Annotated in this window: 11 protein-coding genes and 1 tRNA gene; 7 read left to right on the top strand and 5 right to left on the bottom strand. The window is 68.5% G+C overall.

Going from position 1 to position 14,287, the window contains the following annotated elements:
* Positions 1 to 37: 37 nt before the first annotated feature.
* Together QRN25_RS10685 and QRN25_RS10680 are read right to left on the bottom strand one after the other, a co-directional pair.
* Entirely contained in the window at positions 38 to 976 is a 939-nt protein-coding gene (locus QRN25_RS10685) for a quinoprotein relay system zinc metallohydrolase 1 (protein ID WP_285019502.1), read from the bottom strand.
* A complete protein-coding gene (locus QRN25_RS10680; protein WP_285019499.1) occupies positions 973 to 1,761 on the bottom strand; it encodes a quinoprotein dehydrogenase-associated SoxYZ-like carrier in 789 nt (262 codons plus the stop codon). The genes QRN25_RS10685 and QRN25_RS10680 overlap by 4 nt, the downstream gene beginning before the upstream one ends.
* A 58-nt stretch (positions 1,762 to 1,819) precedes the next feature.
* On the opposite strand from QRN25_RS10680, the gene QRN25_RS10675 reads away from it, so the two are divergent.
* On the top strand, positions 1,820 to 2,389 hold the full coding sequence (locus QRN25_RS10675; RefSeq protein ID WP_285019498.1) for a rhodanese-like domain-containing protein: 570 nt from the start codon (positions 1,820 to 1,822) through the stop codon (positions 2,387 to 2,389).
* Positions 2,390 to 2,596: 207 nt separating this feature from the next.
* Here QRN25_RS10675 and QRN25_RS10670 read toward each other — a convergent pair whose 3' ends face one another.
* The gene (locus QRN25_RS10670) at positions 2,597 to 3,007 is read right to left on the bottom strand and encodes a c-type cytochrome (RefSeq protein ID WP_285019496.1); all 411 of its coding nucleotides are present in this window, start codon (positions 3,005 to 3,007) and stop codon (positions 2,597 to 2,599) included.
* Positions 3,008 to 3,197: 190 nt separating this feature from the next.
* Here QRN25_RS10670 and QRN25_RS10665 point away from each other — a divergent pair, with 190 nt between their 5' ends.
* Together QRN25_RS10665 and QRN25_RS10660 are read left to right on the top strand one after the other, a co-directional pair.
* Positions 3,198 to 4,487: a DUF3422 domain-containing protein gene (locus QRN25_RS10665; RefSeq protein ID WP_285019494.1), complete on the top strand. Its 1,290-nt coding sequence runs from the start codon at positions 3,198 to 3,200 to the stop codon at positions 4,485 to 4,487.
* 104 nt (positions 4,488 to 4,591) lie between these two features.
* Positions 4,592 to 4,678: transfer RNA gene (locus QRN25_RS10660), tRNA-Leu, on the top strand.
* A 191-nt stretch (positions 4,679 to 4,869) separates the two neighbouring features.
* Here the strand turns inward: QRN25_RS10660 and QRN25_RS10655 are convergent.
* Together QRN25_RS10655 and QRN25_RS10650 are read right to left on the bottom strand one after the other, a co-directional pair.
* Complete coding sequence (locus QRN25_RS10655) at positions 4,870 to 6,240, bottom strand: sensor histidine kinase (RefSeq protein WP_285019492.1); 1,371 nt, start codon at positions 6,238 to 6,240, stop codon at positions 4,870 to 4,872.
* Positions 6,237 to 6,914 carry a response regulator transcription factor gene (locus tag QRN25_RS10650; protein ID WP_271180906.1) on the bottom strand — a complete coding sequence of 226 codons (678 nt, stop codon included), beginning with the start codon at positions 6,912 to 6,914 and terminating at the stop codon, positions 6,237 to 6,239. The genes QRN25_RS10655 and QRN25_RS10650 overlap by 4 nt, the downstream gene beginning before the upstream one ends.
* Positions 6,915 to 7,295: 381 nt before the next feature.
* Here QRN25_RS10650 and QRN25_RS10645 point away from each other — a divergent pair, with 381 nt between their 5' ends.
* The 4 genes from QRN25_RS10645 to QRN25_RS10630 all read left to right on the top strand — a co-directional run bounded on the left by QRN25_RS10645 (position 7,296) and on the right by QRN25_RS10630 (position 14,246).
* On the top strand, positions 7,296 to 8,486 hold the full coding sequence (locus QRN25_RS10645; protein ID WP_285019490.1) for a CDP-glycerol glycerophosphotransferase family protein: 1,191 nt from the start codon (positions 7,296 to 7,298) through the stop codon (positions 8,484 to 8,486).
* Between the two features lie 201 nt (positions 8,487 to 8,687).
* Positions 8,688 to 9,422: an ImuA family protein gene (locus tag QRN25_RS10640; protein WP_285019488.1), complete on the top strand. Its 735-nt coding sequence runs from the start codon at positions 8,688 to 8,690 to the stop codon at positions 9,420 to 9,422.
* Complete coding sequence (locus QRN25_RS10635) at positions 9,415 to 10,851, top strand: Y-family DNA polymerase (RefSeq protein ID WP_285019527.1); 1,437 nt, start codon at positions 9,415 to 9,417, stop codon at positions 10,849 to 10,851. Before QRN25_RS10640 ends, QRN25_RS10635 begins: the two co-directional genes overlap by 8 nt.
* Positions 10,848 to 14,246, top strand: coding sequence for an error-prone DNA polymerase (locus QRN25_RS10630; protein ID WP_285019487.1), 3,399 nt, complete (start codon positions 10,848 to 10,850; stop codon positions 14,244 to 14,246). Before QRN25_RS10635 ends, QRN25_RS10630 begins: the two co-directional genes overlap by 4 nt.
* The last annotated feature ends 41 nt before the right edge of the window (positions 14,247 to 14,287 follow it).

Here is a 14,287-nt window from a genome sequence, read left to right as displayed (position 1 = left end):
CGCTACGCTCGCAATGACGAGGGGCAAAAGCGCTCTCTCACAACCTCGGCAGCAACCGCGCTTCAAGCCCCGGATAGAGATGCGAGACGCTGCGCTGCAATTCGTAGCGCGCCGCCTTCAGCCCGGCGAACCGCGCGGGTATCGGCAGTTCCCCCGCCTCGGTCATGTCGAGCCCGTCAGCCACCGCCTGCGTCAGCGTGGCCTCCAGCCAGTCCAGCCAGTCACGCGTCTGCGCGATGGCGCCGCCGTCCCGGTCCAGCGGCCCGTGCCCCGGCAACAGCAGCCCATGCTGCACCGCCGTCAGCCGATCGAGCGCCGCCCGCCACTTCACCAGATCGGCATGCGGGGTCGAGGGCGCCCGGTCGTGAAACACGAGATCACCCGCTAGCAGCGTCCCCGTCGCCTCGTCGAGCAGCACCAGATCGCCCGCCGAATGCCCCTGCATCGCGAACAGCCGGAACCTGCGCCCGCCGAACAGGGCCTCCCCCTCCGCCACGTCGCCGAGCGGCAGGACCACATGGGTGCCCTTCATCCAGTCCGACAGCAGCCGGTACATGGCATCGGAGAACCCCTCGCCGTCGCGCTCCAGATCGGTGCGGGTGGCGGGCAGGGCGTGGACGATGGCCGGGTCGAAGGCCGCCGCCCCCAGCGCATGATCGGGGTGCAGGTGGCTGACGTAGACCCGCCTCACAGCCTTGCCCGTCACCGCCTGCGCCAGCGCGCCGAGCGCCTTGCCATGCTCCAGCGAGACGCCCGGATCGAACAGCACCGCGCCCGCGTCGGTGGCGATGATGGCGCTGTTGGCGATCATGCCGCCGTTGTCGAACAGGATCGGCGCATCGGCGCCGCGCACCATCCATACGCCCTCGGCGACGGGCTCGGCCTTGGGGGCATAGGCTCCGGCGAAAGTCTCGGCGCGGGCGGCGACGGGCAGCGCCAGTGCAGCGCCGATCAGGCTGCGGCGGGTGAGGTTCACTTGGCGGTCAGCGCCGCGCTGCGCGGGGTGACCACGCCGTCGAACTCCAGCCCCGAACTGTCGCGCGCGGCGATCGAGAGCGGCCCCTTCGCATCGTCGACGATGAAGGTGAAGGCAGGGTCTTCGGCCACCGCTCCGAAGACCTGGAGGTCGGCGAGGGGACTTCCGGCGGAAGAGGTCACCGTGACCCGCTCGATGTTGTAGGCGGGGATGTTCTCGACGAGGCCGGTGTCCATCGGGTGCCGCAATGTCACCCTGAGGCGCGTTTGGGTGCCGCCCAGTGCCCATGCCGCACCGTGCATTTCGCCGAGGTGGTCGGCCCAGTCGCCCTTGACCCGGCTGACCGGCGGGGCCGAGCAGCCGCCGCCCGCCGCATCGATCCAGTTCCCCGAGACGTGCCACACCCCGTCCGCCGTCAGCACCGCCGCGCGCACCGGGGTGCGCTGGTCGAGCTTGATGCGCGTCGCCAGAAACGGCGCGGCGGCGCGGGGAGCATAGTCCACCGCGACCGGGATCGGGTTGAGGTCGGCGAAGATCAGGATGCGCTTCACGTCGGGAAGGGCGCGCGCATCGACGGTGACGGGGAAGACGCGCTGATTCTCTGCGATTTCAGGTATTTCGACCTTCACGGCAGGGTCGAAGCGTACTGTGGCGCTGCCGAACAGACGCTCGGCGTGATACTCCCACATCGGCGATTTCAACGGGTCTGCGGGCAGCGCGAAAGCGGCCGGGATCGGCGCGGCGAGGGTGGCGATGAGGGCCAGCAGGATCTTCTTGCGGATCATACCAAGGGCCAATGTAGGCCGGGCCTCGGCTACGTCATATTGGACCTTGGGAGGAGCCATGAAACGCATCGGACGAAGGCTGGCGCTGGGACTGATTCTGGCCGGAATCTGCGCCCCGGCAGCGCGGGCCGCAGACGATTTCGACGCCGATGGTTACCGCGCCGCCCGCTACCGCGCGCCGGTGGACCGGCTGCCCGCGCCCGCCCGCCGGATCGCGTTGGAGGACGCGCTCGGGCTGGACGAAGCGCTGTTCATCGACGTGCTTCCGGTCGAGTCCGGCCACCGTGACCCCGCGACCGGGCAGTGGCGCCTCAGCCAGCCGCACGAGACGGTGCCCGGCGCGCTCTGGCACCCGGAGACGGGGCGCAGTCCGGTCGATCCGGTGCTCTGGCGGGGGCTGGAGGGGGCGGTCGCCACGGCGCGCCGGGGGAGGCCGCGCCTGCCGGTCGTGCTGTTCTGCCGCACCGATTGCTGGATGGGCTGGAACGCCGCGCGGCGTCTGGCGAAAGGCGGCGTGCGCCACGTCTACTGGCTCGCCGAGGGGATCGAGGGCTGGCACGCCGCAGGCCGCGCACTGGTGCAGGCGGAGCCGGTGGTGGTGGCGCCGGGTTCCTGGCTGCCGCAATGATAACGCAGCGTGCGCGTTGACATCCTTCGACAAGCTCAGGATGAGCGGAGTCGCGTGCCGTGCCCCCCTTTATCCCCGCTCAGCCTGAGCTTGTCGAAGGCCCCGCGTGCAGGGATTCGCGCCGTTCACTCAAGAACGATGAGAGATGAAAAACCCGCCCGCCGCTGGGTCGCGGCGGACGGGCCCCTTGAGAGTCGGTCGTGAAACTCAGCGCTGCTTCTTGAGGTAGTCGATGATTTCCTTGCGCTTCGCCGCGTCCTTGAGGCCGGGGAAGCTCATGCGGTTGCCGGGAACCAGCGCGCGCGGATTCTCCAGCCACTTGTCGAGCGTGGCGTCGTCGAGCGTCAGGCCCGACTTCTTCACCGCGTCCGAGAAAGCGAATTTCCCCTGGCCCATCTTGTGACCATAAGTGCCGAACAGGTTCGGGCCGAGCTTGTTCGGCGCGCCCTTGGCAACGTTGTGGCATACCGCGCAGCGTGCGAACGAGACCGGCGGCGCGGCCGGAGCGGCGGGGGCGGCCTCTGCGGTCGAGGTCAGCGCGGCCTGCCCGCCCAGGCAGGCCACCAGCGCCAGCGCTCCCGCAGCGGCGAGGCCCATGCGCTTCTGCCTGATGTTCATGTCGTGTCTCCCGTTATGCCTGTCCTGTGGCCTGTCGCTTTCGCACGGGGCATGGCGGGTCGATATTGGACTTTGGACCGGGCCGGTATTCGACCAAGGGGCATCGTACGAAGCGGCATCGTACCAAGGGTCACTTGTCCGCCTCCGCCCCGCAGGCGCAGTCTGGCGCCGGGCAAAAGGGGGAGCGGACTTGCTGAACGAGCACGAACTGCGCCGCATGGTAGTGAGCGAGATGCACTTGCGACGCTGGCCTCTGGTGCGCGCGCCGGCGTCGATCGTGCAGTTCGTGCGGCTGCTCGATCCGGCCGATCGCGAGGAGGAACTGGTGGCGATGCGCGCGCTGCCCTCGGCCGGGCCGATGGAGCCGTGCAGTCGGCCTCGCCATCTTTCCGGGACCCTCGCGCCGGGGCTCGCCTTCACATGGGAGCGGCACAGCGAGGCGAGCACGACGACGCTGTTCGTGACCGGCGGCGCGGCGATCCGGCCCGCTCTCACCGATGCGCTCGCCTGGGCGGGGAGCCTGCCGGGCAAGGTCATCCGCGCATCGCGCGTGCAGCTGGTCGAGGATGAGGCGGCGGCGCTGGCGCTGCTGCCCGAACTCGGCTTCGCGGCGGACGACCTTGTCACCTGCTACATCGGCGATGCGCCCGGAGAGCGGCAGGCGCGGATCTGGTCGGACTTCCGGCTGCGCGAGGACGGCTTCGGGGTGATTCTCGCGGCGGCTTGCGGGATGGCGCCCATTGGCGGGGGCGGTGCGCTCTCGCGCACGGTGCAGCGGCTGCAGGAGTTGGGCAACTACCGGAACCTCGCGCTGCTCGGCCTGCCTGTTGCGCGTGAGGGCTGGCGCGCGCTCGACCGGATCGAGGCGATGCTGGGCGAAACCAACCGCGCCGTCGCCCGCCCCGAAGTCACCGACGATGATCTGCTGGAGGACGTGACCCGCCTGTCGATGGAACTGGTGGCGCAGGCCAGCGCCTCCGATTTCCGCATGAGCGCGACCGCCGCCTACGCCACCATCGTCGAGGAGCGGCTGGCCGAACTCAACATCGCCGCGATCCCGGGGCAGGTCTCGCTGGCGGACTTCACCCAGCGCCGCTTCCTGCCCGCCGTGCGGACCTGCGCCGCCCACCGCCGCCGGGCCGAGCAGCTGTCGCAGCGCACGTCGCAGGCACTGGCGCTGCTGAGGGTGCGAATCGAGACGCGAATCGAGAACCAGAACGGCCTGCTGCTCGCCTCGATGGAGCGCAGCGCCTCGCGACAGTTGCGCCTGCAACAGCTGGTGGAAGGGCTCTCGGTCGTCGCGGTGAGCTACTACGCGCTCGGCCTGATCGCCAAGGTACTGGAAGGCGTGGAGGAACTGGCGCCACGGATTCACGCGCATGTCGCCATGGCGGCGCTGGCTCCGCTGGTCCTCGCAGGGGTGTGGCTGGCGATCCACCGGATGAAGCGCCGGATACTCGGCCCGGAGGAAGGAAAATGACGTTCGGTGAAAATAATCTGCAAGACTCACTTGCCGGGTCCGGATTCGTGCGCTAGTGGCGCGCTCCTGCCCCGGAGCGGATGCAAATCCAGCTCCAAGATTTAGCGGTCGTGGCGGAATTGGTAGACGCGCAACGTTGAGGTCGTTGTGGGCGAAAGCCCGTGGAAGTTCGAGTCTTCTCGACCGCACCAGGCAGTATTCGAACAGCACTGATCATAGCCTTCGGGCTCCCCTCGCAAGAGGGGGATCAGCTGTTCGCGTGCCTCCTCTCTCTACTCGTCATTGCGAGCGCAGCGAAGCAATCCAGAGCGGTTTACGCGACTCTGGATTGCTTCGCTGCGCTCGCAATGACGAACGTGGGGGATTGAGCTGGGCACGGGCATCATCCCAGCCGATGCTCCGGAATAACCAGCGAAACCCTCAGGCCCGGCTGCGCATCGGCGAATTCCAGCGCCGCGCCGTGAGCTTGGGCGATCGCCGCGACCATGCTGAGGCCCAGCCCGTCGCCCGGCACGCCGCCCGAATCCCTGCCGCGATAGAACTGCTCGGTTATCCGCGCCGCCTCGTCCGCCGCAAGGCCGGGGCCGTCGTCGCGCACGCTGAGGTCCAGCCCTTCTGGCCGCCGCGTCGCTGAAATTTCGATCCGGCGACCCGCTCCGGCATGCTTGAGCGCATTGTCGAGCAGGTTCGACAGCGCCTGGAACACGAGGTCGAGGTCGAGATCGGCCACCAGAGGCCGCCGCGCCGAAAGCACCAGTTCGATTCCCAGCCGCTCGGCCTCGGGCTGGTAGAACTCGGCCAGATCCTCCAGTAGTTGCACCACGTCGGTGCGTTGCAGTTCGAGCGGATGGCGCCCGTTCTCCAGCCGCGAGATGCGCATCAGTGCGGAGAGGATCTGTTGCAGCCGGTTCGCCTCGACGATCGCGTCGGAGGCCGCCACGCGCATCGTCAGGTCGTCGCCCGCCGCCTGCTCCAGCCGTTCCAGCCGCCCGATCAGCCGCGCCAGCGGTGTGCGCAGTTCGTGCGCCGCGTTGTCGGAGACGCGCTGCACTGCCTGGAACAGCGTCTCGATGCGCGAGAGCATGTGGTTCAGCGTCTCGCCCAGCCGGTCGAAGTCGTCGCCGCTGCCGCGCACCTGCACGCGGCCGGTGAGGTCGCCTTCCATGACCTGCCGCGCGGTCAGTGTCACCGCCTCGATCCTGCGGCCGATGGCGAGGCTCATCAGCCAGCCGATGCCGAGGCCGAGCACCACCGTCACGCCGAAGATCCAGATCGCGGCGAAGTGCAGGATCTCGGCCTCGCTGGTCAGTTCCTCGACGTCGCGGCCGACCAGCAGCCGGGTGCCGTCGGGCAGCATCTGGTCGAGCACGAGCGCGTCGTAGTCGATCTCCACGCCGTCGACGAAAGTGTCGGCCTCGATCAGAGACATGCGTTCGATCGAACGGGCGGGCCAGCCGGGCAGGTTGGAGGTGACGACATGGCCTCCGGGGGCCAGCAGGGCGTGGAACGCCTTGGCACCGTCCGAATGCTGCGCGCGGCGGTCGAGTGCTTCGGCCGTGGCGCCGATCCCGTGGGCCTCCTCGATGGCGCGCAAGGTTTGCGCCTCGCGCTCGACCATGTGGCGGGTCTGGTCCATCGGCACGACCACGCGCAGCCAGTACCCGGCCCCCATCAGCAGAGCCACCGAGAGGCAGAACAGCCCCGCATAGATCAGCGTCAGCCGGAACGAGAGCGAGCGCAGCAGGCGGCTCATTCGGCTCTCAGGGTGTAGCCGACGCCGCGCACGGTGTGGATCAGGTCGGCCTCGCCCTCGGCGGTGATCTTCTGACGCAGCTTGCTGATGTGCTGGTCGATGATGTTGGTCTGCGGGTCGAAGTTGTAGTCCCACACGTTCTCCAGCAGCATCGTGCGCGTCACCACCCGCCCGGCATTGCGCGCGAGATAGGCGACGATGCGCAGTTCGCGCAGGGTGAGGGGGATGCGGCGGCCCGCGCGTGTCACCGTGTGGCCGCCGAGGTCGATCTCGAGGTCGGCCACGCGCAGCACGCTGGCCGCTTCCGCCACGGGTGCATTGCGGCGCGCCAGCGTTTCCAGCCGGGCGAGCAGTTCGGACATCGCGAAGGGCTTGGCCATGTAGTCGTCGCCGCCCGCCCGCAGGCCGCGCACGCGCTCGTCGACGTCGCCCAGCGCGGAGAGGATCAGCACCGGCGTCGCGTCGTCAGTGGCGCGCAGGGCGGCGAGCACCTTGAGCCCGTCCAGCGTGGGCAGCATGCGGTCGAGGATGATCGCGTCGTAGCACTCGCACGTCGCCCGCACGAGCGCGTCGCGGCCGTCGGCGCAATGCTCGACGACGTGCCCGGCCTCGCGCACGCCCGCCATGATGTGCGCCGCCAGCGCGGCATCGTCCTCGACCAGAAGTATCTGCATGTGGGGTGAGCCTTATCCCGGAGAGGGCGCGGCGTCGAGTTGGGGTGAGTGCGGCAGGGCGGCGTGGGCAAATTGCTGCGGTGGCTGTTTACGCCCCAAGGCCGTCGTTCATATACCATCGTCATCCCTGCGAAGGCTGGGACCGCTATGACCATGATGAGTGCTGTCGGCTGGGCACTGGGAGCTTCATCCCGCCTCGCCGAAACGCCGCGACATGACGATAGCGGTCCCCGCCTTCGCGGGGATGACAGAGATGGTTCTGGGGTGAACGTTAGTTCCCCACATTTTCCGCCATTCGGGCTGTCGGACCGGCGACCCAACATGGGCAAATCTACATGAAGGCTCCACGGTCGCTCCACCTCGCTACGGCAATGGGGCACAATGCCCCCCAAAAACGCCCATTCCCGCATCCATGTTCTCGCCATCGGCGGTGCGCATCAGTTCGGCCATATCGTGCCGGTCGCCTGTGAACTTGCCCGCCGCCATCCGGGGCAGGTGCGCCTGTTCGTGTCGACCGAGGCCGAAGTGGCGGCAGCCATGGCCTATGCGACACAAGGTGCAGCGCCAGAGGTCGTCGTCATGCACTTGCCCGCCGCAGCCGCGCTGCTGCCGACCTCGATGCACAAGTCCGCGCGCCTCACGCTCTGGGCGAAGCGGCTGCGCGATGCGGCGATGATCCTCTGCGCCGAGCGGACCTCCACCATGCTGAGGCGCCTGCCGGGGGATTGCCCGCCGATCCTTCACATCCCCCACGGAGCGGGCGACCGCGCGGTCGGTTTCGAGCCGCGCTTCCGTCTGTTCGACCACGTTATGCTGGCCGGTCGCAAGGACCGCGACCGCCTCGTCGAAGCGGGCTTCCTGCGGCCGGAGGACTGCACCGTGACCGGCCCGGTCAAGCTGGCGAGCGTGCTGGGCGAAAGGCTGGGGGGCGCGCAGGCGAGGCCGCCGCTGTTCGATAACGCCCGGCCGACGATCCTCTACAACCCGCATTTTTCGAAGAAGCTCTCCTCGATCGAGGCGTTCGGGCGGCGCCTGATCGCGGCGGTGGCGGCGGACGGGCGCTACAATCTCGTCGTCGCGCCGCACGTACGGCTGGCCAAGCGCTGGTCGGCGGCGAAGCGGCGCGCGTGGGAGGCGCTGGCGATCCCGGGGCAGGTGATCGTCGACCTCGGTTCGGCGCGCTGCAACGACATGACGTATACGCTGGGCGCGGACCTCTACGTGGGCGACGTCAGCAGCCAGGTCTACGAGTTCCTCGTCCGCCCGCGCCCGTGTCTGTTCGTCGATGCGAGGGGCGTGGACTGGCGGGACAGCGAGGACTACGCGATGTGGCATTTCGGCGAGGTGATCGCACCGGACGCGGACCCCGTCGCCGCGATCGAGCGCGCCTTCGCCACGCACGGTGCCTACGTCCAGTGGCAGCGCGAACGCATGGCCTATACGATCGACGGCATCGCCTGGCTGGCTGACGGCACGCCGACGTTCGGTGCGCACTGCCCGGTGCAGGAGGCGGCTGACACGGTGGAACGGTTCGCGGGGCTGAGGCCGAAGGCACTCGCGGCGGTGGCCTGATTTCCCTTCGTCATTGCGAGCGTAGCGAAGCAATCCAGAGCGGTTCAGCGCGGCCCTGGATTGCTTCGCTACGCTCGCAATGACGAGGTGTGGGGGACGAAGTTTGGACGAGGTCTGGGAGGGCATCGAAGGGCGCTGTGGACCTGCCTTCAGAATGGGAACATAATAAGAACGTAATTCCCGATTCGTAAGGCCCGTCCCATGTCCCGCCCTCAGGCCCCCGCCTGTATCGAAGATCCGCCCCCGGGCACGCTCCCACGCCTCGCCCGGGCGCAGTTGCACGAGGTCCATGCCAGCGCTGCGGACTGGGCCTCGGCGCTGGCCTTCGCCTTCGGCATGGTGGACGCAGAGAAGGCGCGCCCCGTTCTCCTCCTGCGCCCCCGCGGCAATGGCGCGGGTTTCGTGCCGTGCGGGGAGGGGCTGCGCGCGCTTGGCGTGGACCCGGCGCGGCTGGTGATCGTCGATGCCCGTAATGATGCCGCCCTGCTGCGCGCGGGGTTGGACGCGGCACGCAGCAGCGGTCCGGCCGCAGTGCTGATGGAAAGCTGGGGGGCGATGCGCGAATACGACCTCGTCGCCAGCCGCCGCCTGATCCTTGCGGCGGAAGGCTCGCGCATCCCGGTGGTGATCCTGCGCGGAGATGCCGAGCCGCGCTCCAGCGCCGCACACACCCGCTGGACGGTTTCCAGCGCCCCCTCCGCCCCGCTGGAGATGCGCGCGCCGGGGACTGCGACGCTGCTCGTCGAACTTGTACGCAGACGCGGCGGCCCGGCCGGGCAGCGCTGGCGGCTGGAATGGAATGAAGATCATGGCGGTTTCCGCGAACTCCCCCTCGATACCCGGCCCGCCACCGAAAAGCGCGGGCCGCCGCTACCTGGCGCTGTGGTTCCCCTTCCTGCCGTGCGAGCGCGCGCGCCGCTCCGGCGTACTGCCTGACGCGCAAGGCCCGCAGGCCCAGGTCGCGCGCGATGGGCAGGCGCTGCGCCTTGCAGCAGTGGACGTGATGGCGATGCGGCAGGGCCTGTCCTCCGGCATGACCCTCGCCGACGCCCGCGCGCGCTGCCCGGACCTCGCCACCGCAGCCCACGATCCCGTCGCCGATGCGCGCGTTCTGGAGCAGCTGGCAGGCGCGATGATCGCCTTCACCCCGCTCGTCGCGCTCGATGCCCCCGATGGCCTGCTGCTCGACGTCACCGGCTGCGCGCACCTGTTCGGCGGGGAGGAGGCGCTGGTGCGCCGCGTGGTGAAGGAGGTCGGTCCGACTACCCGCCACGCCCTCGCGCTCCATTCCGCCGCCGCCCGCGCGCTTGCGCGTTTCGGTGGAGGGGCTGACGTGCGCACCCTCCCGGTCGCCGCGCTGGAACTGGACGAAGGCGCGCTTTCCGGTCTGCGCCGCGCGGGCCTCGAGACGCTGGGCGACCTTGCCGCGCGGCCGATGGCGGGGCTGGCGGCGCGCTTCGGGGAGCTTGCGGTCAGCCGCCTGCGCGCCATTCTGGGAGAGACCGGCAGCCCGGTCATCCCCGTGCGCCTGACCGAGCCGATCCGGCTGGAGACGCGCTTTCCCGAACCGCTCGGCCGCACCGACGATGCGCTGGAGGTGGTCGAGGACATGCTCACGCAGGCCGCGCGCACGATGGAGCAGCGCCAGTTGGGCGGGCGGCGCTGGGCGGTGACGCTCCACCGCAGCGACAACCAGCGGCGGCGGCTGGTGGTGGAGACGGGCCTTGCGGTGCGTGATCCCGCCGCCGTCATGCGCCTGCTGCGCGAGCGGATCGACACGCTTTCCGACCCGCTCGACCCCGGCTTCGGCTTCGATGCGATCACCCTGGCGGTGCTCCACGCCGATCACTTGCCCTCGCGCCAGATCCTGCTGGAGAGCGGCAAGGAAGAAAACGCCGATAATGTTTCGGCGCTGGTGGACCAGCTCAGCGTGCGGCTGGGCGAGGACAGCGTGCGCCGCCTGATCCCGCGCGACCGCCACTTGCCCGAGAAGGCGCAAGCCCTCGTCCCCGCGCTGCGCCTGCGCGGTGCCGCATGGCCGGAGCCCGAAGACATGCCGCCCCGCCCGCTGCTGCTACTCGATCCGCCGCAACCGGTCGAGGTGATCGCCGGTGTCCCCGACAGCCCGCCCCAGCGCTTCCGCTGGAAGGGCCGCCTCCACGACGTCACGCTGGCCGAGGGGCCGGAGCGGATCGGCGCGGAATGGTGGCTGAAACGCGGCGGCCACATGCCCGGCGCGGCTGGCGAGACGCGCGACTACTACCGCATCGAGGACGGCGCGGGCCGCCGCTACTGGATTTTCCGCTACGGCCTGTTCAGCGAGAAGCCCGACCCGCGCTGGTACTTGCATGGCCTGTTCCCGTGAACTTCGCCGAACTGGTCACCGCCACCAACTTCAGCTTCCTGCGCGGCGCCTCGCCGGGGGAGGAGATGGTTGCGCGTGCGCTGGCGATGGGCATGACCGGCATCGGCATCGCCGACCGCAACACCGTGGCGGGCGTGGTCCGCGCCCACCGGGCCTGGAAGGAGATGGGGCGGGCGAAAAGCGGGCTGCGCCTGCTCGTCGGCGCGCGGCTGGTCTTCGCGGACGGCACTCCGGACGTGGTCGCCTATCCGATGACGCGCCACGGCTGGGGCCGCCTGACGCGCCTGCTCACCGTGGGCAACCGCAAGGCGAAGAAGGGCGAGTGCGAGCTGCATCTGGCGGATTTGCTTGAATACGCGCAGGATCTCGCGCTGATCGTGATGCCGGGCAGTGGCGATACGGAAGAGACGTTGCTGGCCACTTTGCAGGCACTGGCCGTTCTCTCGCATCCCGCACTCGCATCCGTACCCACACCTCGTCATTGCGAGCGCAGCGAAGTAATCCAGAGCGGTTTACGCGGCCCTGGATTGCTTCGCTGCGCTCGCAATGACGAGGGAGGGGGCCTGAATGCAGGCGATCATGAGGTAAAGCGCGGCGGTCAGGTCAAGCTCTGGCTCGCCGCCACGATGCCGCGCGCGGGCCGCGATGCGCGTCGGCTGGCGCAGCGCATGGCGCTGGCCGCCCGCGCGGGCGTGCCGCTGATCGCCACCAACGATGTGCTCTACGCGACGCCGGAGGACCGCCCGATGCAGGACGTCCTCACCTGCATCCGCGGGGGTCTGACCGTCCAGACCGCCGGCCGCCGCCTCGCCGCCAATGCCGAGCGGCACCTCAAGCCTCCCGCCGAGATGGCCCGCCTCTTCCGCGCCTGCCCCGAGGCGCTGGCGGCGACACAGGACCTCATGGCCTGCGTGCAATTCACCCTCGACGATCTCAAGTACGAATACCCGCACGAACCTGTCCCCGAAGGCTGGGAGCCGCAGCCCTGGCTGGAGCACCTAGTCCTTGAGGGAGCGAAGGAGAAGTTCCCGGATGGCCTGACACCTGAGTATCAAACGGTGCTGGATCTAGAGTTCAGCCTGATCCGGTCGAAAGGCTATGCTTATTACTTCCTGACTGTCCACGACATCGTCCGGCACGCACGCAGCCTGAAACCACCAATCCTGTGTCAGGGACGCGGCAGTGCAGCCAATTCGCTGGTCTGCTACTTCCTTGGTGTCACGCCCATCGACCCGGTCGACCAGAAACTGCTGTTCTCGCGCTTCCTGTCTCCGGGGCGTGACGAACCGCCGGACATCGACGTCGATTTCGAGCACCAGCGGCGCGAAGAGGTGATGCAGTACATCTACAACCGCTATGGTCGTGAGCGGGCGGGAATCGCTGCCACGGTCATCAGCTATCGCCAGCGCAGCGCCATTCGGGAAGTGGGCAAGGTGCTGGGCCTCAGCGAAGACGTCACCGCGCGCCTGTCCGGAACCGTATGGGGCAGTTGGGGAGGAGATGAGCTGCCGGAGAACCGCCTGACCGAAGCGGGCTTCGATCCTGCCAATCCCGAAGTCGAGCGAATGCGCGACATGGTCGGGCGGCTTCTCGGCTATCCCCGTCATCTGTCGCAACATGTCGGCGGCTTCGTGCTCAGTGAGGGACGGCTCGACGAACTGGTGCCCATTCACAATGCGGCGATGCCCGATCGCACTTTCATAGAGTGGGACAAGAACGATCTCGAAACGCTGGAACTGATGAAAGTCGATGTTCTGGCGCTCGGCATGTTGACGGCGATCCGCAAGAGTTTCGACCTGCTGCGCCATCACCGGTTGGAAAATCTGACGCTGGATACCGTCCCCAAGGAGGATGGGAACACCTATGCCATGCTGCGCCGGGGCGACAGCATCGGTACGTTTCAGGTGGAAAGCCGAGCACAGATAGCGATGCTTCCGCGCATGAAACCCAAGAAATTGTACGATCTGGTCATTCAGGTCGCGATCGTGCGACCGGGGCCGATCCAGGGCGGAATGGTCCATCCTTATCTGCGCCGCCGCAACGAAGAGGAAGCGGTCGAGTATCCGGGGCCTGATGGAGAAATAAAAGACGTTCTCGAGAAGACCTTAGGGGTTCCGCTGTTTCAGGAACAGGCGATGCGGCTGGCGATCGTGGCTGCCGGTTTCACGGCCGAGCAGGCGGATCGGCTGCGCCGCTCAATGGGCACCTTCAAGGCGAACGGCACCGTGGAAGAGCACCAGTACGCACTGGTGGAAGGCATGGTCAAGCGCCGCTATCCACGCGAATTCGCCGAGCGCTGTTTCCAGCAGATCAAGGGGTTCGGCGAATATGGCTTCCCCGAAAGCCATGCGCAGGCATTCGCTTGGCTCGCTTACGTTTCGTCGTGGCTGAAGTGCCATTATCCGGCGGTGTTCACATGCGCGTTGCTGAATAGCCAGCCGATGGGATTCTATGCCCCCGCACAGCTTGTGGGTGATGCCAGGGATCATGGCGTCGAGGTGCGTCCGATCGATATTCTGGTGAGTGCATGGGACAACACGCTGGAAGGTGAGCGCATCCTGCGCCTTGGCCTCAGGCAGATCGGCGGGTTCAAGGAGAACTGGGCGGAGGCGCTGGAGAAGGCCCGCAAGATCGCCCCCATCGTCAGCCTCGAAGATGCCGCGCGCCGGGCGAACCTGCCTTCGCGCGCCTTGCGGCTGCTGGCGGATGCCGACGCGCTCGGCTCGCTGGGGCAGAGCCGGCGGCAAGCGGGGTGGGAGGCGCGGCGGGTTCCGGCGGTGCAGCTGCCGCTGTTCGCCGCGCTCGATGCGCCCGAACTGGCGAAGGAGCCCGACGCCGCGCTCCCGGCGATGGCGCCGTCCGAGGAAGTCGTGGCGGATTACCAGACGCAGCGGCTATCGCTGAAGGGCCACCCGATGCAGTTCCTGCGCGCGCATTTCGAAGGGCAGGGTGCGCTGACTTGCGCTGGGGTCAACGCCGCGCGCGACGGTCTCAAGGTGCGCGTCGCCGGCGTGGTGCTGATCCGCCAGCGGCCGGGCAAGGGCAACGCGATCTTCATCACGATCGAGGACGAGACCGGCGTGGTCAACGCGCTGCTGTGGGCGCGCGAGTTCGAGAAGCAGCGCCGCGCGGTGATGGCCGCCCGGCTGATGGTGATCGACGGCGAAGTGCAGCACAGCAAGGAAGGCGTCGTCCACCTGATGGTCGATCGCGTGACCGATGCCAGCGAGGCGCTGTCCCGCCTCTCCGCGCCGCCCGCGCTGAAGCCGGAGCCGATGCCGGGCGATGCGGTGCGCCATCCGGTCTATGATCCGAACCGCCCCACCTCGGGGAATGCGACACGCGGCCACCCGCGCAACGTGCGCATCCTGCCGCGCTCCCGCGACTTCCACTAAGCCGCCCACCCTCGTCATTGCGAGCGCAGCGAAGCAATCCA

Origin of the sequence: Novosphingobium sp. fls2-241-R2A-195 (assembly GCF_030209485.1) — a bacterium.
Lineage (GTDB): Bacteria > Pseudomonadota > Alphaproteobacteria > Sphingomonadales > Sphingomonadaceae > Novosphingobium > Novosphingobium resinovorum.
This window is presented reverse-complemented; position numbering and strand designations above follow the sequence as displayed.